Source organism: Streptomyces sp. NPDC001858 (genome assembly GCF_053594615.1).
In genome coordinates this window covers 49,242-66,965 of the sequence record NZ_JBSFEV010000007.1, presented here as the reverse complement: position 1 = coordinate 66,965, position 17,724 = coordinate 49,242, and the positions used below count along the sequence as shown (strand labels likewise).

At 69.8% G+C, this 17,724-nt stretch carries 13 protein-coding genes; 6 read left to right on the top strand and 7 right to left on the bottom strand.

The features are described from left to right. Positions 1 to 125: 125 nt before the first annotated feature. Positions 126 to 1,847: a glycoside hydrolase family 6 protein gene (locus ACWCPF_RS12345; RefSeq protein ID WP_451044938.1), complete on the bottom strand. Its 1,722-nt coding sequence runs from the start codon at positions 1,845 to 1,847 to the stop codon at positions 126 to 128. Between the two features lie 158 nt (positions 1,848 to 2,005). After that, positions 2,006 to 3,541, bottom strand: coding sequence for a cellulase family glycosylhydrolase (locus tag ACWCPF_RS12340; RefSeq protein WP_451044937.1), 1,536 nt, complete (start codon positions 3,539 to 3,541; stop codon positions 2,006 to 2,008). Between the two features lie 262 nt (positions 3,542 to 3,803). Here ACWCPF_RS12340 and ACWCPF_RS12335 point away from each other — a divergent pair, with 262 nt between their 5' ends. From ACWCPF_RS12335 to ACWCPF_RS12325, 3 genes are all read left to right on the top strand, one after another. Continuing rightward, a complete protein-coding gene (locus ACWCPF_RS12335; protein WP_451044936.1) occupies positions 3,804 to 6,719 on the top strand; it encodes a glycoside hydrolase family 48 protein in 2,916 nt (971 codons plus the stop codon). A gap of 345 nt (positions 6,720 to 7,064) precedes the next feature. Continuing rightward, positions 7,065 to 9,758: a cellulose binding domain-containing protein gene (locus ACWCPF_RS12330; RefSeq protein WP_451044935.1), complete on the top strand. Its 2,694-nt coding sequence runs from the start codon at positions 7,065 to 7,067 to the stop codon at positions 9,756 to 9,758. 107 nt (positions 9,759 to 9,865) lie between these two features. Further along, complete coding sequence (locus tag ACWCPF_RS12325; RefSeq protein WP_451044934.1) at positions 9,866 to 10,237, top strand: hypothetical protein; 372 nt, start codon at positions 9,866 to 9,868, stop codon at positions 10,235 to 10,237. A gap of 64 nt (positions 10,238 to 10,301) precedes the next feature. Here the strand turns inward: ACWCPF_RS12325 and ACWCPF_RS12320 are convergent, their stop codons facing one another. Both ACWCPF_RS12320 and ACWCPF_RS12315 read right to left on the bottom strand, forming a co-directional pair. After that, entirely contained in the window at positions 10,302 to 12,176 is a 1,875-nt protein-coding gene (locus ACWCPF_RS12320) for a rhamnogalacturonan lyase (protein WP_451044933.1), read from the bottom strand. Between the two features lie 36 nt (positions 12,177 to 12,212). Then, a complete protein-coding gene (locus ACWCPF_RS12315; protein WP_451044932.1) occupies positions 12,213 to 13,163 on the bottom strand; it encodes a helix-turn-helix transcriptional regulator in 951 nt (316 codons plus the stop codon). Between the two features lie 154 nt (positions 13,164 to 13,317). On the opposite strand from ACWCPF_RS12315, the gene ACWCPF_RS12310 reads away from it, so the two are divergent. Next, a complete protein-coding gene (locus ACWCPF_RS12310; RefSeq protein WP_451044931.1) occupies positions 13,318 to 13,779 on the top strand; it encodes a hypothetical protein in 462 nt (153 codons plus the stop codon). Beyond that, positions 13,776 to 14,384: a hypothetical protein gene (locus ACWCPF_RS12305; RefSeq protein WP_451044930.1), complete on the top strand. Its 609-nt coding sequence runs from the start codon at positions 13,776 to 13,778 to the stop codon at positions 14,382 to 14,384. Before ACWCPF_RS12310 ends, ACWCPF_RS12305 begins: the two co-directional genes overlap by 4 nt. On the opposite strand, the gene ACWCPF_RS12300 is transcribed toward ACWCPF_RS12305, so the two are convergent. The 3 genes from ACWCPF_RS12300 to ACWCPF_RS12290 all read right to left on the bottom strand — a co-directional run bounded on the left by ACWCPF_RS12300 (position 14,332) and on the right by ACWCPF_RS12290 (position 16,700). Beyond that, on the bottom strand, positions 14,332 to 15,096 hold the full coding sequence (locus ACWCPF_RS12300; RefSeq protein WP_451044929.1) for a class I SAM-dependent methyltransferase: 765 nt from the start codon (positions 15,094 to 15,096) through the stop codon (positions 14,332 to 14,334). The two genes, ACWCPF_RS12305 and ACWCPF_RS12300, sit on opposite strands and share 53 nt — an antisense overlap. A gap of 140 nt (positions 15,097 to 15,236) precedes the next feature. Further along, on the bottom strand, positions 15,237 to 15,542 hold the full coding sequence (locus tag ACWCPF_RS12295) for a 4a-hydroxytetrahydrobiopterin dehydratase (RefSeq protein WP_451044928.1): 306 nt from the start codon (positions 15,540 to 15,542) through the stop codon (positions 15,237 to 15,239). Between the two features lie 87 nt (positions 15,543 to 15,629). After that, positions 15,630 to 16,700 (bottom strand): ADP-ribosylglycohydrolase family protein, encoded by a 1,071-nt coding sequence (locus ACWCPF_RS12290; protein ID WP_451044927.1) that lies wholly within the window; start codon positions 16,698 to 16,700, stop codon positions 15,630 to 15,632. A gap of 85 nt (positions 16,701 to 16,785) precedes the next feature. Here ACWCPF_RS12290 and ACWCPF_RS12285 point away from each other — a divergent pair, with 85 nt between their 5' ends. After that, positions 16,786 to 17,667, top strand: coding sequence for a helix-turn-helix domain-containing protein (locus ACWCPF_RS12285; RefSeq protein ID WP_451044926.1), 882 nt, complete (start codon positions 16,786 to 16,788; stop codon positions 17,665 to 17,667). Positions 17,668 to 17,724: the final 57 nt, after the last annotated feature.

The window sequence follows — 17,724 nt, the reverse complement described above, 5'->3', positions numbered from 1 at the left end:
GACGAGGCACGGGAACCGCTCGGCGGCGGAGTGAGCGATCCGCCGGAGTCCGGCCCGAAAGACGCGGCCGACCTCGGCGGATCACCGTTGCTTCACCTCAGTGCCGTGCCGATCGGCTCACCGACCTACAGCGGCGGGTACGCGTTCTGCATCAGCTGCTGGAACTGGGCCGAGAACCAGTGCCCGGACAGCGGGGCGTTGGCCAGGGAGCCGGACATGTTGTTGCCGTTGCGAGGGTTGCCCGTGTACGTGGGGTCGCACATCCGGTCGAAGCCCTTGCCCTCGTCGTTCGGGATGGCTGAGCTGGAACCGTCGGACTCGCCCGGCGGCTTCATCCACACATACGCGTCGATCCCGGCGGCCGGGGCGGCCTGCGGGCGCTCGCCGAGGCCGGCGCCGGACTGGTTGCACCAGTTGCCGATGTGGATACGACGGTCGTAACGGCCGCCGTCGACATAGGTGTCCACGCTGGTCGTCGCGCCCGGACCGGCGGGCCGGGCGGCGCCGCCCCAGCCGTTGCGGGAGGTGTCGATCAGCATGCCGATGTTCGACCTGAAGCCGGCGGAGACCAGCTGGTTGCGGAAGGCCTGGGCGTACGACAGCTCGTCGACGTAACGGTTCCAGTCCACCCACTTGGACTCGCGTACCGACTTGCCGACCACGGAGTCGTTGATGGTGAAGTTGTTCTCCTTCAGGGCGCTGTAGTTCGCCGTGTTGGTGATGAAGCCGTGCACGTCGTCGACGGTCGCGCCCTCGGCGGTGGCGGCCTGGTAGAAGAGCTGGGCGGAGGGGGCGAAGTTGTCGTCCCAGCCGAGCCAGCCGTGGTGACCGGCGTCGATGTAGTTGTAGACGTTGGGGATCGCGCCGAGCTTGTCCAGCGCGTAGCCGACGCCCTTCACATAGTTGCCGTTGGCCTTCATGGTGTCGCAGGCCGCGGTGGCGGTGGGCCGGCTGCCGGTGTTGGTGACGAGGTTGGGCAGCGAGTCGATCTCGATGGTCGTGACGATGCGCAGGCCGGCGTACTTGCTGTCGGCGAGGATCGTCGCGATCGGGTCGATGAACTGCGTCTTGTACTTGTCGATCTCCGTCGGGCCGAGCTCGCCGTTGGAGGCGAGGGCCGCGCAGTCCCGTCCGGGCAGGTCGTAGACGACCAGCTGGACGACTTCGTCGCCGCTGCCCTTCTGGGCGAGGGCCGCGTCCAGGTGGGCGCGCAGACCCATACCGCCGTTCACGCCGTTGATGGCGGCGATGCGGTCGAGCCAGACACCGGTGGGCTGGCTGGAGATACGGCTGCCGCCCGTCTCGGCCGCGGCCTTCGCCGACCACTCGGGGTTCACGTACACCTTGGCGCCGGCGTAGGGGTTGTCCACCTTCGTGGACGGAGTGCCGGGGTCGGTCGGGCCCGGGTCGGTGGGTCCGCCGGTGCCGCTGTCGACGTTGCAGGTCACACCGTCGAGCGTGAAGGTGGTCGGGATCGCGTTGGCGCCGCTGTACGAGGCCTGGAACCCGAAGCTGACCGAACCGCCGGTCGCCAGCGTGCCGTTGTAGGTCTCGTTGTTGGCGGTGACGGCCGTACCGGACTGGGTGATCTTCGCGTTCCAGCCGTTGGTGACCGTCTGGTTGCCGGCGTACGCCCACTTCACCGACCAACTCGACTTGGCGGCCGAGTTGTTGGTCACGGTGACGGCGGCGGTGAAGCCGGTGCTCCACTGGTTCTGCACCTGGTAGGCGACGGTGCACGGGATGGCGGCGATGCCCGAATCGCCGGGGACGACCGCGAGTGCCGTCCCGGAGGCGCCGGCGACCAGCGCCAACGCGGCGAGTACCGCTGTTCTGCTACGGCTCATGAGTGCGGGTTTCCTTCTTGGTTGAGGGTGTTGTCCGTTCCTTCGCTGGTTCCGTTCGGTGGTTCCGTTCGGTGGATCGGTTCGCGGAAACGGTTTCGGCTCGCCGGCTCCGTCCGCCGGATCGGCTCGCGGAATCGGCGCGCTCAAATCGGTCGCGCCTATCCGTCGAGTGCGCGCAGGTGGTCGCGCAGGCCGGTGCCGTATGCCGTGGGCGTCCCGTCGTAGCCCGAGATCAGGGACGGACCGGAGGAGCAGTCCCAGGTGTTCCAGGTCCAGCCCAGGTAGGACAGGCCGCGGTCGTCGAACCACTTCATGACCTGGTCGACGAAACCGTGCGAGCAGGTGTTCTCCCCGATCTCCCCTGCCACGAGCGGCACTTGGGCGGCGACGGGGGCGAGGGTGGAGTTCCAGCAGCTCTCGTTCGCGCAGCTGTTGAAGTTGTAGACGTGGTACGCGGCGGCGAGATTGCCGGTCGGGTCGGTCGGCTTGTACGTCAGCCACTGGCCGAGGTCGTTGGAGTACGCGAGCCCGCCGGCGAGGATCACGTTCTGGGCGCCGGTAGATCGTATGGAGTCGACGAGATCCTGCATACCGGCGACCTCATACCCGATGCCGGGGCAGGTTCCGCCGTCCCGCCAGCACTGCCATGCCTGGGTGATCGTCGAGGTGGCGCGGTCCGGGTAGGGCTCGTTGAACAGGTCGAACACGACGGCCTGGTCGTTCTTGAAGGCGTTGGCCACCGAGGTCCAGAACGACGGGGTGTACTGCATGTCGGGCATCGGCTTCTGGCAGCTGGCGTGCACGTCGGAGCAGCCGGCCGAGTTTCCCGTGTACTGACCGTAGCTCCAGTGCAGTTCGACGACCGGCGTCATGCCGTGCGCCTCGACGCGAACCACCAGGTCCTTGACGGCGTTGACGTAATTCGCGCCGCCATAGGCGGGGTTGATGTTCGCCAGGCCCAGCCAGCACTCCTCGTTGAGCGGGATGCGGACCGTGTTGACGTTCCAGTCGGCGATCGCCCGGACGGCGGCGTCGTCGACAGGGCCGTCCCAGATGCCGTGCCCCTGCACGCACATGAACTCGCCGCCGGAGCGGTTCACGCCGAGCAGACGGCGGGTCTTCCCGTCGGCGTCCACAAGCTTGTTGCCCACGACGCGCAGCTCAGGCGGCTCGTCACCGGTGTCCGGCGGCTCCGTCGACGGCGGCACGGTCGGGGTCGGAGTGGGGGTGGGGGTCGTCGTAGAGGTGGTGGTGGGGGTGGGCGTGGGAGTCGGTTCCGTGTCGACGTTGCAGGTCGTGCCGTTGAGCCTGAACGTCGCCGGCGCGGCGTTCGCCCCCGACTTCGAGGCGAGGAAGCCCGCGCTGACGCTCGCGCCGGTACCCAGGGAACCGTTCCAGCTCTCGTTCGCCGCGGTGACGGTCGTGCCGGACTGGGACCACTTGCCGTTCCAGCCCTGGGTGACCTTCTGGCCGTTCGCGAAGTCGAAGGAAAGGCTCCAACTACTGACCGCTGCGGCGTTGTTGGTGATCTTCACGGCACCCTGGAAACCTGCGTCCCACTGGCTGGTGACGGAGTACTCCACCGTGCACGCGGGTGTGGCTCCCTGCGCCGCGACGACCGGTAACAGGGCGCCCGCGACGAGGGCGACCGTGCCGGCGACGGCTAAAAAAACTGAACGCGGGGGGTGTCGCATGAGCGACTCCTTGCAGCTCAGGCGCGTCTTGACAGACGCGTCGACTGATGGAACCGCTCCCACTGGTGTCTCGAAGTTAGCGCCAAGCGCTGGCAAAGAACAGGGGAGTCGCTGACTTTCCCTCAACTTCTGACGTCGAATCTTTTCGACTCTTCAAGCACCTTGACCGCGTTCACCCCCGTCCCCACTATGGGAGCGCTCCCACTGGTTCAAGGCTTGTTGCTCCTCCCCCTTCTCCGAGCCGCAAGGAGGAACCAGCACCATGGATCACTCACGCAGACGTCGCGGGGCGCGGCGCCTGTGGACCGCCGTCGCAGCGGCCCTCGCGCTTCCCCTCGCCATGCTGAGTTCGACTTCGACTCCCGCACAGGCAGCGGCACTTCAGTGCAGCGTGGACTACAAGACCAACGACTGGGGCTCCGGGTTCACCGCGGATCTGACCCTCACCAACCGGGGCACCGACCCGATCAGCGGCTGGGCCCTGACGTATTCCTACGCGGGCAACCAGAAGCTGACGAACGGCTGGAACGGCAGCTGGTCGCAGTCCGGTCAGCAGATCACCGTGAACAACGCCACCTACAACGGGACGATCGCCGTGGGCGCGGCGGTCAGCACGGGTGCGCAGTTCACCTACAGCGGCACGAACGCCGCTCCCACGAGCTTCGCCATCAACGGCACCACCTGCGTCGGCGCGCATCAGCCGCCGGTCACCGTGCTGACCAGCCCTGCCGCAGGCGCCGTCTACACGCAAGGGGACGCGGTGCCGCTCGCGGCGACCGCCGCGGCCGCCGACAGCGCGACGATCACCAAGATCGAGTTCTACGACGACACAACCCTGCTGGGCACGGACACCAGCTCGCCGTACTCCCTGTCCGCTTCCGGATTGTCCGTGGGCAGCCACTCCCTGGTCGCCAAGGCCTACGACAGCCTGGGGGCGTCGGCGTCGTCGACACCGGTCGGCATCACGGTCGCCTCGGGGCCGGCCGTGGTCGCCTCCGCGACCCAACTGGCGGTGCAGCAGGGCAAGACGGGCTCCTATGCGCTGAAGCTGTCGACCCAGCCGTCGGCCAATGTGACCGTCACGACCGCGCGCACCTCGGGCAACACGGGTCTGACGGTGACAGGCGGCGCGAGCCTCACGTTCACACCGTCGAACTGGGCCACGGCCCAGAACGTGACCATCACCGCCGACGCCACGGGCACGGGCGCCGCGACCTTCGAGTCGACGGCGACCGGGCATGCGAAGGCCTCGGTCACGGCCACCGAGATCGCGGGCGCGAAGGCGTACGACGCCCGGTTCCTGGAGCTCTACGGCAAGATCACCAACCCGGCAAACGGTTACTTCTCACCCGAGGGCATCCCCTACCACTCGGTCGAGACGCTGATCGTCGAGGCCCCGGACCAGGGTCACGAGACCACGTCGGAGGCCTACAGCTACCTTCTCTGGCTGCAGGCCATGTACGGGAAGATCACGGGCGACTGGACCAAGTTCAACGGCGCCTGGGACATCATGGAGAGGTTCATGATCCCCACCCACGCCGACCAGCCGACCAATTCCTTCTACAACGCGTCCAAGCCGGCGACGTACGCGCCCGAGCTGGACACCCCGAACGAGTATCCGGCGCGGCTGGACACCGGGGTGTCCGTGGGATCGGATCCGATAGCCGGTGAACTGAAGACTGCATACGGTACGGACGACGTCTACGGTATGCACTGGCTGCAGGACGTCGACAACACCTACGGCTACGGCAACGCGCCCGGCAAGTGCGAGGCCGGCCCGACGGACACCGGCCCGTCGTACATCAACACCTTCCAGCGCGGCGCGCAGGAGTCGGTGTGGGAGACGGTGCCGCAGCCGACCTGCGACGCCTTCAAGTACGGCGGCGCGAACGGCTATCTGGACCTGTTCACCGGCGACGCCTCCTACGCCAAGCAGTGGAAGTTCACCAACGCCCCGGACGCCGACGCGCGGGCCGTGCAGGCCGCGTACTGGGCGGACATCTGGGCCAAGGCGCAGGGCAAGGGCAGTGACGTTTCCGCGACCGTCGGCAAGGCCGCGAAGATGGGCGACTACCTGCGCTATGCGATGTACGACAAGTACTTCAAGAAGATCGGCAACTGCGTCGGACCGACCGCCTGCGCGGCCGGCGCCGGCAAGGACGCCTCGCACTATCTGATGTCCTGGTACTACGCCTGGGGCGGCGCCACGGACACCAGCGCGGGCTGGGCCTGGCGCATCGGGTCGAGCCACACACACGGCGGCTACCAGAATCCCCTGGCCGCCTACGCCCTCAGCAGTTACGCCGACCTGAAGCCCAAGTCGGCGACCGGACAGGCGGATTGGGCGAAGTCGCTCGGCCGGCAGCTGGAGTTCTACCGCTGGCTGCAGTCCAGCGAGGGCGCCATCGCGGGCGGGGCGACGAACAGTTGGGCGGGCCGCTACGCGACTCCCCCGGCCGGTACGTCCACCTTCTACGGCATGTACTACGACCAGCAGCCCGTCTACCACGACCCGCCGTCCAACCAGTGGTTCGGCTTCCAGGCGTGGTCGATGGAACGGGTCGCCGAGTACTACCAGCAGACGGGGAACGCGAGCGCCAAGGCGGTCCTCGACAAGTGGGTCGACTGGGCGCTGTCCAAGACCACGATCAACCCGGACGGCACCTTCCGGATCCCCTCCACCCTCCAGTGGTCGGGGCAGCCCGACACCTGGAACGCGTCAAGTCCCGGCGCGAACACGGGACTTCACGTCACCGTCGCCGACTACACCAACGACGTCGGCGTGGCCGCCGCGTACGCCAAGACCCTGACGTACTACGCCGCCAAGTCCGGTGACACGGAGGCGAAGACGACCGCCAAGGCGCTCCTGGACGGCATGTGGACCCACAACCAGGACGCCCTCGGCATCGCGGTCCCCGAGACCCGCGCCGACTACAACCGCTTCGACGACGGCGTGTACGTCCCGAGCGGCTGGAGCGGCACGATGCCGAACGGCGACCCGGTCAACTCCTCCTCGACCTTCGCCTCGCTGCGTTCGTTCTACGAGAGCGACCCGGCCTGGTCGAAGATCGAGAGCTATCTCGCGGGCGGAGCCGCGCCCGTGTTCACGTACCACCGCTTCTGGGCCCAGGCGGACATCGCCCTGGCCATGGGCTCGTACGCGGAGCTACTCGAATAGCCCCCGCCGGGCGCTCCGCGGATCGGGCGGTTCATGGCTGCGTGCCGTCTGCGGCCGGTCGCGCAGTTCCCCCGCGCCCCTGAAGGGGCGCGGTACCGCACCGCTCCTTCGCTCAGTCGCCCGAAGCTCCGCGTGCGTGGTCCCGTCACCTGACGACGGGGCCCCGGCCGGGCGGCCCTCACCCGCACAGGGGGCCGCCCGGCAGTCGCACGTCCCTCGGCCCTCGTCACCCGTCACCCGTCACCCGTCCCTCATCCCCCGCGCCGTTCGTCTCCTCCCGCTCCGTTCCCCCGCACCGATCTCCTCCCCCCTCCCCCCATGGCTTCGCGAGGAAGGACCCCCACCGTGCGAAGAACCCGCATCCTCACGGCCGTACTGGCGCTCGCCGCCGGACTCGTCGCGGGCAGCCCGCCCGCGCTGGCGGCGGACAGCCCGAGAGCGACACTGGCCGCAGAGTCGTACACCTGGAAGAACGCCCGGATCGACGGCGGCGGCTTCGTACCGGGCATCGTCTTCAACCGCAAGGAGAAGAACCTCGCCTACGCCCGCACCGACATCGGCGGCGCGTACCGCTGGCAGGAGTCGAGCAAGACCTGGACGCCGCTGCTGGACTCGGTCGGCTGGGCGGACTGGGGGCATACGGGCGTGGTGAGCCTGGCCTCCGACTCCGCCGACCCGAACAAGGTGTACGCGGCGGTCGGCACATACACCAACAGCTGGGACCCCGGCAACGGGGCCGTGCTGCGCTCCGCCGACCGGGGCGCGAGCTGGCAGAAGACGAACCTGCCGTTCAAACTGGGCGGCAACATGCCCGGCCGGGGCATGGGCGAGCGTCTCGCGGTCGACCCGAACAGGAACAGCGTGCTCTATCTGGGCGCGCCGAGCGGCAAGGGGCTGTGGCGGTCGACGGACTCGGGGGTCACCTGGTCGCAGGTGACGAACTTCCCCAACGTCGGCAACTACCAGCAGGATCCGACGGACACGAGCGGATACGCCTCCGACAACCAGGGCATCGTCTGGGTCACCTTCGACGAGTCCACGGGGACGTCCGGCACGGCGACGAAGACGATCTACGTCGGGGTCGCGGACAAGGACAACGCGGTGTACCGCTCGACGGACGCGGGTGCGACCTGGACCCGGGTGGCCGGGCAGCCGACGGGATATCTGGCGCACAAGGGTGTGCTGGATACCGTCAACGGTCATCTGTACATCGCATACAGCGACAAGGGCGGGCCGTACGACGGCGGCAAGGGCCGGCTGTGGCGGTATGCGACGGCGTCCGGGACGTGGACGGACATCAGCCCGGTGGCGGAGGCCGACACCTACTACGGCTTCAGCGGGCTGACCGTCGACCGGCAGAAGCCGGGCACCGTCATGGCCACCGCGTACAGCTCCTGGTGGCCGGACACCCAGATCTTCCGCTCGACGAACAGCGGCGGCGCCTGGACGAAGGCGTGGGACTACACCTCGTATCCCAACCGCGCCAACCGGTACACGATGGACGTCTCCTCGTCGCCCTGGCTGACCTGGGGTGCGAATCCCTCACCTCCCGAGCAGACGCCCAAACTCGGCTGGATGACGGAGGCGTTGGAGATCGACCCGTTCAACTCCAGCCGGATGATGTACGGGACGGGAGCAACGATCTACGGCACGGAGAACCTGGCCAACTGGGACAGCGGCGGCCAGTTCACGATCAAGCCGATGGTGCAGGGGCTGGAGGAGACGGCCGTCCTCGACATCGCCTCTCCCCCGTCCGGCGCGACGCTGCTCAGCGCGCTCGGTGACGTCGGCGGCTTCCGCCACACGGACCTCACCAAGGTGCCGTCGATGATGTTCACCTCACCGAACTTCACCTCCACGACGAGCCTGGACTACGCCGAGACGAACCCGAACACGGTGGTACGGGTCGGCAATCTGGACTCGGGGCCGCATGTGGCGTTCTCGACGGACAACGGGGCCAACTGGTGGGCGGGCACGGACCCTTCGGGGGTCAGCGGCGGCGGGACGGTCGCCGCGGCGGCGGACGGCAGCCGCTTCGTGTGGAGCCCGGCGGGCACCGGAGTGCATTACACAACCGGTTTCGGAACGTCGTGGCAGGCATCGAGCGGGATCCCGTCCGGTGCGACCGTGGAGTCGGACCGGGTCGACCCCAAGGTCTTCTACGGCTTCAAGTCGGGCAAGTTCTATGTGAGTTCGGACGGCGGGGCGACCTTCACCGGGTCCGCGGCTACCGGCCTGCCCGCCGGGGACAGCGTGCGCTTCAAGGCGCTGCCGGGCACGAAGGGGGACCTCTGGCTGGCCGGTGGGGCGAGCGACGGGGCGTACGGGCTGTGGCACTCCACCGACTCCGGCGCGACCTTCGCCAAGCTGTCGACGGTCGAGCAGGCCGACACGATCGGCTTCGGCAAGGCGGCGACGGGCGCGTCGTACCAGACGCTGTACACCAGCGCGAAGATCGCCGGCGTCCGCGGGATCTTCCGCTCCACGGACAAGGGCGTGACCTGGACCCGCATCAACGACGATGCCCACCAGTGGGGTTGGACGGGAGCGGCGATCACGGGCGACCCGAGGGTGTACGGGCGGGTCTACGTCTCGACGAACGGCCGGGGCGTCGTCTACGGGGACACCTCCGACACGAGCGGCGGGGGCGGGGGCACGGACCCGACGGATCCCACCGATCCCACGGACCCCACGGACCCCACGGACCCCACTCCGACGGGCGCCTGCGCGGTGACGTACACGATCACCAACCAGTGGTCCGGCGGCTTCCAGGCGGACGTCAAGCTCGCCAACACCGGAACGAGCGCGTGGTCCGGCTGGAGCCTCGACTGGGCCTTCCCGAACGGCCAGAGCATCTCCCAGCTCTGGAACGCCGACTACACCCAGTCGGGTTCCACGGTGACGGCGAAGAACGTCGGCTGGAACGCCAACGTGGCGGCCGGCTCGTCCGTGAGCTTCGGTTTCACGGGCAGTTGGTCGGGCGCGAACACGAAACCGACGGCGTTCCAACTGGGTGATCAGGACTGCACGGTGAGCTGACCCGACCCCGGTCAACCGGATGATCTCGTTCAGCGCCACTGCCGAGTTCTCGCTCATACGATCGACCCCGCCTCCCACCCGGGAGGCGGGAGAGCTTGGAGGGGAACATGGGAGTGTCCAGACGCGCCCTGTTGGGCTATTCGAGTACGGCCGCGGCGGGAGCGGTCCTCGCGGCCGCCGGCCCGGCCCAGGCCGAGGGGAGCGACGGCGCCGAGCAGGCCGCCGAGACGGCCACCGACACAGCCACCGACACGGCGACGGACCCGGACTGGGGCTGGAGCGTCCCGTTCCGTGGTGTCACCCCGCCCGGACCGGAGGACGGAAGCATCATCATGAGCTTCACCATCGACTTCATGCACTCGCCCACGGCGCAGAAGGTCACCGCGCTCGACGTCGCCGACGCCATCAACGAGCTGCTCACGTCGCGTGGTTGGCCCGCCATCCAGTTCTACGGGAACGTGCCCCAGGCCCTGAACTGAGCTGCCGCACGAGCGTGCCGAGGCCCCGTCCCGCTGCTCCGGGCGGGGCCTCGGCACGTCCGCGTCAGGGGGTGTACACCGTCGGCCTCGGCGCCGTCGCCATGCCGTTGCCGAGGAAGAAGCTCGGGTGCGGCGGTTGGTTGTAGGCGGTGTTCTGCCAGGCCAGGCCGGTGCGGTACATCGTGTCGTGGAGCAGGGTGGTGATCTTCGTGGTCGTCTCGATCGGGGTCGAGTAGATCCTCAGGGCCGTGTTGTCCGACGTGGGCCAGACGACCTCCTCGCGCCAGTCGCCGAGGAGGTCGCCGGACAGGGACGGGGTGGCCTTGGTGCTGTTGTTGGAGTGGACGCCCGAGCCGGTCAGCAGGCGGGTGTCCGAGGACGTGCCGTACTTGTCGATGTGGGTGCCGTCGAGGAGTTCGCGGACCGGGTCGCCGTCCCACCAGGAGAGGAAGTTGGCGGAGGACGGTTCGCGGCCCTTCGTCGCTCCGGCCTCGTCGCGGATCGACGAATCCGAGGCGGACCAGACCTCCGCACCGTCGTTGCCCGCCCAGATGTCACCGGCGACTCCGCGACCGTTGTCGCAGCAGGCGGCGAGGCTCCAATTGACCGTGCCGTTCGCCGGGTTGATGTACAGCTCGGCGGGCTGGGACGTCGACTCCGAGACCTTGAAGTACTCCAGGCCGGCGTGCGAGGGGTCCAGGTCACCGAGGTGCTGGGCGTCGCCGTGGCCGGTCTTCGTCGTCCACAGGCCGTTTCCGTTGTCGTCGACCGCCATCGCGCCGTAGACGATCTCGTCCTTGCCGTCGTCGTCCACGTCCCCGACGGAGAGGCTGTGGGAGCCCTGGCCGTCGTAGCCCTTGCCGGTGTTGGTGGAGGAGGAGCTGTCGAAGGTCCAGCGGCGGGTGAAGGAACCGTTCCGCCAGTCCCAGGCGGCGATCACGGTGCGCGTGTAGTAACCCCGCGCCATGATCAACGACGGCCGTGCGCCGTCCAGGTAAGCGGTTCCCGCGAGGAAGCGGTCGACGCGGTTTCCGTATGAGTCGCCCCAGGACGAGACCGTGCCGCGGGCCGGGACGTAGTCGACGGACTGCATCGCCCGGCCGGTCTGGCCGTTGAACATGGTCAGATACTCGGGGCCGGACAGCACATAGCCGCTGGAGTTGCGGTAGTCGGCGGAGGAACTGCCGATCACCGTGCCCGCGCCGTCCACCGTGCCGTCGGCGGTCTTGGTCGCGACCTCGGCCTTGCCGTCGCCGTCGTAGTCGTACACCTGGAACTGGGTGTAGTGGGCGCCGGAGCGGATGTTGCGGCCGAGGTCGACGCGCCACAGCCGGGTTCCGTCGAGCTTGACGCCGTCGAGGATCGTGTTTCCGGTGTAGCCGGACTGGGAGTTGTCCTTGGCGTTGGTCGGCTGCCACTTCAGGACGATGTCCAGCGCGCCGTCGCCGTCCAGGTCGCCTACGGAGGCGTCGTTGGCCTCGTAGGTGTAGGCGACGCCGTCCGGGGTCGTGCCGCCGGCGGGCGGGGAGAGGGGAACGTCCTTGTAACCGGTGCGCAGTTGGATCGCATGGACGGAGTCCGCCTGCTCGACGCCGCCCACGATCGCCCGGATCGTGTAGTCGGCCTGGGCGGGCGCGCCGGCGTGGAAGTAGTTGGTGGAGCCGGTGATCGGGGTCGAGTTGACCAACGCACCGGCCCGGTAGACGTTGAAGGAGACGTCGTTCGGGTCGGTGCCGAGCCAGCGCCAGCCGACCAGGTTGCCGCTGTCGGTGTGGACGCTGACCACACCCCGGTCCAGCTTCTCGACCTGGCGGGCGGTGGCGGCTTCGGCGGTGCCGCTGCCGAGTGCGGTCAGGCCTGCGGCGACGAGGGTCGCCGCCGCTGTCACCGCCGAGAAGAGGGCGGCGTGGCGCCTGCGGTGCTTGTACGGGTGCTGCACGGACGAACCTCCAGAGAGGACGGACGGGTTCCGCACTCAGTCGCCGCCGCGGGGAGTCAAGTTGCCGTACCTTTCGGCCAGTTCGGCAACCGTTCGGGCGATGCGTTCGCGCAGCTCGGGCGGCTCCAGCACCTCGATGTCCGTGCCCAGGCGCAGGAATTCGCCATGCGCGTGATCGACCGACTCGATCGGGACCGTGGCCAGGGTCCAACCTCGGTCGTCCGGCGGTCCGTCGGCCGACTTCGGCAGCCGCACGCCGGGCGCGAGCCGGACGACGGCTGTCCCCCGGTGGAGCCGGTCGTGGAAGTCGCGCTGGTACGCCGTCCAGTACGCGGCCAGGTCGAAGTCCTCGGGGTGGGTGAACTCCTCGTCGGATGCCGCGAGTTCGAGGATCTGGTCGACGCGGAAGGTGCGCGGGCCCGGTCCCGCGACGACGTACCAGCGGCCCGCCTTCAGCACCAGGCCGTACGGCTCCAGCCGGCGTTCCACGTCGGTGGGTTCGGCCCAGCGGCGGTAGCGGACGTGGAGCACCCGGCCGTTCCACACCGCGTCCGCCACCGCCGGGAGATACGGCGCCTCCTCCGCCTGCGCGTACCAGCCCGGCGCGTCGAGGTGGAAGCGTCCGCTGATCCGGTCGGCGTGGGCGCGCAGTTCGGGCGGCAGCGCGGCCCGTACCTTCAGCTGGGCGGCGGCGAGGACCGAACCCAGGCCCAGCTCGGCGGCCGCATCGGGCGCACCGGCGAGGAAGAGGGCCTCGGCTTCGTCCGCGTTGAGTCCGGTCAGGCGGGTGCGGTAGCCGTCGAGCAGGCCATAGCCGCCGGCGTGACCCGCGTCGCCGTACAGCGGGACGCCCGCCGCGCTCAGGGCGTCCATGTCGCGGTAGACCGTGCGGACCGAGACCTCCAGCTCCTCGGCGAGCTGGGCGGCGGTCATCCGGCCCCTGGTCTGGAGCAGCAGGAGGATCGAGACGAGTCGGCTGGACTTCACTGACACAGGATGGCAGTGAAGCGCGCTTAGCGTCGCCGCCATGACCTCGACCCCACGCCCACCTTCACCGTTGCCGTCGCCGCCTGCGCCTGCGCCGTCGACGTCAGCCTCGACCTCGACCTCGACCTCCGGCTTCGCCGAGAAGCTTCTGACCGTGCCGCCGCCCATCGAGGTGGCGGGGCGGCGGATCAAGCGCTATCACGTCACCCGGGACCCCGCGGGCATCGCGCCGGAGGTGGAGCGGGCCGCGTACGCGATGCTGCCGCGGCTGCTGCCGGAGCCGGACGGGACCCCTCCCGCGACGTTCGTCGTGCTGCACCGGGGCGACGACACGGGCGCCTACCTGAACGCGTACAGCTGGGTATGGGGCAACGTCCTGCACTTCCGGGGCGCGGCGGCGGGCCAGCCGGTGCTGGGCTGCCCGGACCTCGATCCCACCCACTTCGTCGCCGCCGACCGGCCGTGGATCGGCTGCGTCTGGGAACTGCCGCCGATCCTGCACGAACGGGACGCGTGGGTGCGCCACATGCTCGCCCGCGCAGCACCTCAAGTCCCCGATCTCGAAGCCTACTTGACCGATTCCCTGCCCGAAGGCACCACAGGAGACCGCATATGAGCAGCCCGCACGACTTCGACTTCCTCCACGGCGAGTGGGAGGTCCGCCACCGTCGGCGCACCGACTTCCTCGACGCCGGCAGCGCGTGGGAGGAGTTCCCGTCCACCGTCCGGTGTTGGCCGTTGTTCGACGGGGCCGCGAACATCGACGAGATCGACATGCCGCACCTCGGGGCGAAGGGGCTGACGCTGCGGCTCTTCGACCGGGAGAGCCGTCTGTGGTCGCTGAACTGGTCGTCCAGCAGCAGCGGCAGACTGTTTCCACCGGTGATCGGCTGCTTCGGCGGCAACGGAAACGCTCTCACCGCCCCCGATGCCGACCCCGCGTCCGCCTCCGCCACCGCCTCCGCCACCGCCCCCGGCACCGACCCCGCGCCCACCCCCAGTGACGGTCGGCGCGACCGTGGTGAGTTCTACGGTGACGACACGCACGACGGCAAGGACGTGCGGGCCCGCTTCGTCTGGTCGGGAGTTTCAGAAACGTCCGCCCGCTGGGAGCAGGCCTTCTCGCTGGACGGCGGGAAGACCTGGCTGACCAACTGGGTCATGGACTTCACGCGTCCGGAAACGAGCCAGGAACCGGTTTCCGGAACGCCCTCAGCGTGAACGCGGGGTCCGGGCGGGGCCGGTCCTGGTCGGGCAGGGCCGCGAGGCGGGCGGCGAAGTCGTCGGCCAGAGGGTGTCCCGGCGGAAGGGTGACGAACCACCCGCGTCGCAGGTCGGCGATGGCCCGGCGCGGGCTGCGGCCCTGCCCCCGCCCGGGGAAGCGGGCCTGCCCCGCCGGGACCAGACCGCATCCGACGGCGTACGACTCCACCAGCGCGGCGGTGTCGGAGGCCGGCCGACGCGGACGCGAGGCCAGCACGACATCGATGTCGCTGCCCACGTTGTGCGAGGCGCCCTTGTCGACCGTGGTGACGTACGTCCCGCCGGGCCGCAGCACCCGGGCGCATTCGGCGAGGATCCGCCGCGTGTCCACGGGATCCTCGACGAGGTGCAGCAGCCACACGCTGCTGACGGCGTCGAACTCCCCGTCCCTGAAGGGGAGTCGGCGGCCGTCGGCGAGGACGACCGCACCGGGCAGCCGGGCGGCGGCGTACCGGGCCATGGCGGGCGCCCGGTCCACGCCCGTCACCCGCAGCCCGGCCCGTCCGGCCGCGAGCCGCCGGGTCACGATGCCCGTACCGCAGGCGACGTCCAGCAGGCTGCGCGCCTGAACCGGGACGAGACCGAGGACGGCCTTGGCGGCGGCCGCCGCGCGGGGCTCGCCGCCGCGCGAGACGTCGTAGCGTTCGGCTTCCTTGTCGTAGTCCAGCACGCGCGCTCCCGTTCGGTCGCAGCCATACCCGTATCCGTATCGCTATCGGTACTCGTCCCTATACCCCGCCCCCGTCCATGCCCCCGCCCATGCCCGCGCCCGCGCCTACGCCCGCGCCTGTCGGCAGACCGATCCGCAGGTCAGTGCGCTCCGTGTGCGGGCGCCGCTTCCGTCACGCGACGGGCGAGTTCGAAGTCGAGTTCGGTGACGGCGCCGCCCACGCTGTGGGTGTTCACGGCGAGGGACACCGAGTGGTAGCCGAGGGTGAGCTCGGAGTGGTGATCGAGCTCCTCCTGGATGCGTGCGACATGCACGACCAGGGCCGTCGCGGCGAAGTGGGAGCCGAGCCGGAATCTGCGGGTGAGGCGGTCGCCGTCCAGGGACCAGCCGGGCAGCTCGGACAGCCGCTCCTCGATCTCCTTCTGCGACAGCGGTTCGACGGCCATGGCCCGGCTCCTTTCCTGGGCAGCGCATACCCGTCAAGCGTGCCACAGGAGAGCCGCCGCGGCCCTGGTCAGACAGGTGCGCCGGGGTCAGTCACGAACGCATTCCGCCGCCAGATCGTCCCCCAGTGCGATGATCGTGGCCCGGCCCTCGACCTGCTCCAGCCACTCGTGCGGCAGCCCGACGTCGCCGTGCCGGGCGCCCAGCAGGTTGCCGCAGATGGACCCCGTGGAGTCGCTGTCGCCGGAGTGGTTCACGGACAGCAGCAGGGCGTCCTCGACCCGCCGGGTGGCCAGCACCGCGTAGACGCCGATCGCGAGGGCCTCCTCGGCGACCCACCCCGCGCCCAGCTTCTCCACTTTCTCGGCGGTCGGCTCGCCTTCGGCGGCCAGGTCGAGGGCCTGGTTCAGCGCGGCCGAGGTCTCCTCGTGAGCGGAGTGACGGCCGAGCAGCCGCAGGGTGCGCAGGGTCGCGCCCTCGACGGACTCCCCCTGCACCAGATACGCGACGATCGCGGCGAGCGCACCGGCCGCGTAGTAGCCGGTGGGGTGGCCGTGGGTCGTCTGGGCGCAGCGGGCGGCCATCGCGAAGGCCCGCTCGGCGGAGCGGTGGGCGAGCCCGAAGGGGGCCGAGCGCATCACCGTGCCGCAGCCCTTGGAGCCGGGGTTGACCGGTCCGGGCGCGCCGCTCAGCTCGGCCCGCGGATCGGGAACGTACTCCTGGGCGAGCCCGGAGAGACAGGCGTCGCCGGGGGCCCGGCGGGCGTACAGCCGGGGCTCGGCGAGGAGGCCGCCCTTGACCCCGTCGGCCGGTCCCGGCCGCTGCTGGGTCTCCAGCCAGCGCCCGTAGGCCTGGCGGACCAGGGCGGTCTCCGCGCCGCCGATGCCCTTCAGCCGGGCCCGCCTCGCCGCCGCCCGCAGCCCCTCGACGGTGAACAGGGTCAGCTGGGTGTCGTCGCTCACCCGGCCGATCACGCCCTCGCCGTCCGGGACGAGGCGGGTCAGACCCCTCGGGCCGTGGGCCGCGCGGATGTCGTCGAGGGAGGAGAACTCGACGGCGTAGCCGAGGGCGTCACCGAGAGCTCCGCCGAGGAGACAGCCCCGGACCCGGGCGCGGTACACCGCCGCCGACTCCAGGGAGGACTTCCGCCAGTCGTTCATCCACTCTCTCCTCAACCCTCGGCCCGCAACCCGCAACCCGCAACCGTCGGCCCTCGGCCCTCGGCCGTCAACTACGGTCGTGCTTATGCCCATGGTCCCGACCAGTACGAACGCCGACTCCGCCGCCCCCGCACCCGCCCCCGCCGCCGCACCCGCGGCCCCCACTGACTACGCCGACTCCGCCGGCCGGGGCGTCGGCCCGCTGCTGCGGGACTGGCGGGTGCGGAGGCGGATGAGTCAGCTGGAGCTGGCGTTGCGCGCCGACTCCTCGGCCCGGCACATCAGTTTCGTCGAGACGGGCCGCTCGCGGCCCAGCGAGGACATGGTGCTGCGGCTCGCCGAGCACCTCGACGTGCCCGTGCGCGAGCGCAACGCGCTGCTTCTGGCCGCCGGGCACGCCCCCCGCTACCCGCACACCCCGCTGGACGACCCGGCGCTGGACGCGCTGCGCGCGGGCATGGAGCGGCTGATCCAGGGCTACGAGCCGTATCCGGCGCTGGTGATGGACGCCCGGTACGACGTGCTGGCGGCCAACCGGGGCATCGCGCTGCTGCTGGACGGCGTCCCGGCGTCGCTGCTCGCGCCCCCGCTCAACGCGATGCGCCTCACCCTCCACCCGCAGGGCCTCGCGCCGCGCATCCGCAATCTGCGGGAGTGGCGGGGTCACCTGCTCGCGCAGCTGGAACGCCAGGTCGCCCTGCACCGCTCGGCGGCGCTGCGGGAGTTGTACGAGGAGGTCGTCGCCTATCCGGTCCCCGAGAGCGCCTCGGCCGGCGAACAGGCCGAGCCCGTACCGTACTTCGCGCTGCCGATGCAGATCGAGCACGAGGGGCGGACGCTGTCCTTCATCTCGTCCGTCGCCACCTTCAACACCCCGATGGACGTGACCGTCGCCGAGCTGGCCATCGAGACGTTCCTCCCGGCGGACCCCGCCACGGCCAAATATCTTCATTCGTTGGTGAACTGATGATCCATCAGTGTGATTCTCGGGTAGATTCCCCGATGAATGTTCGACTCCGTTCTC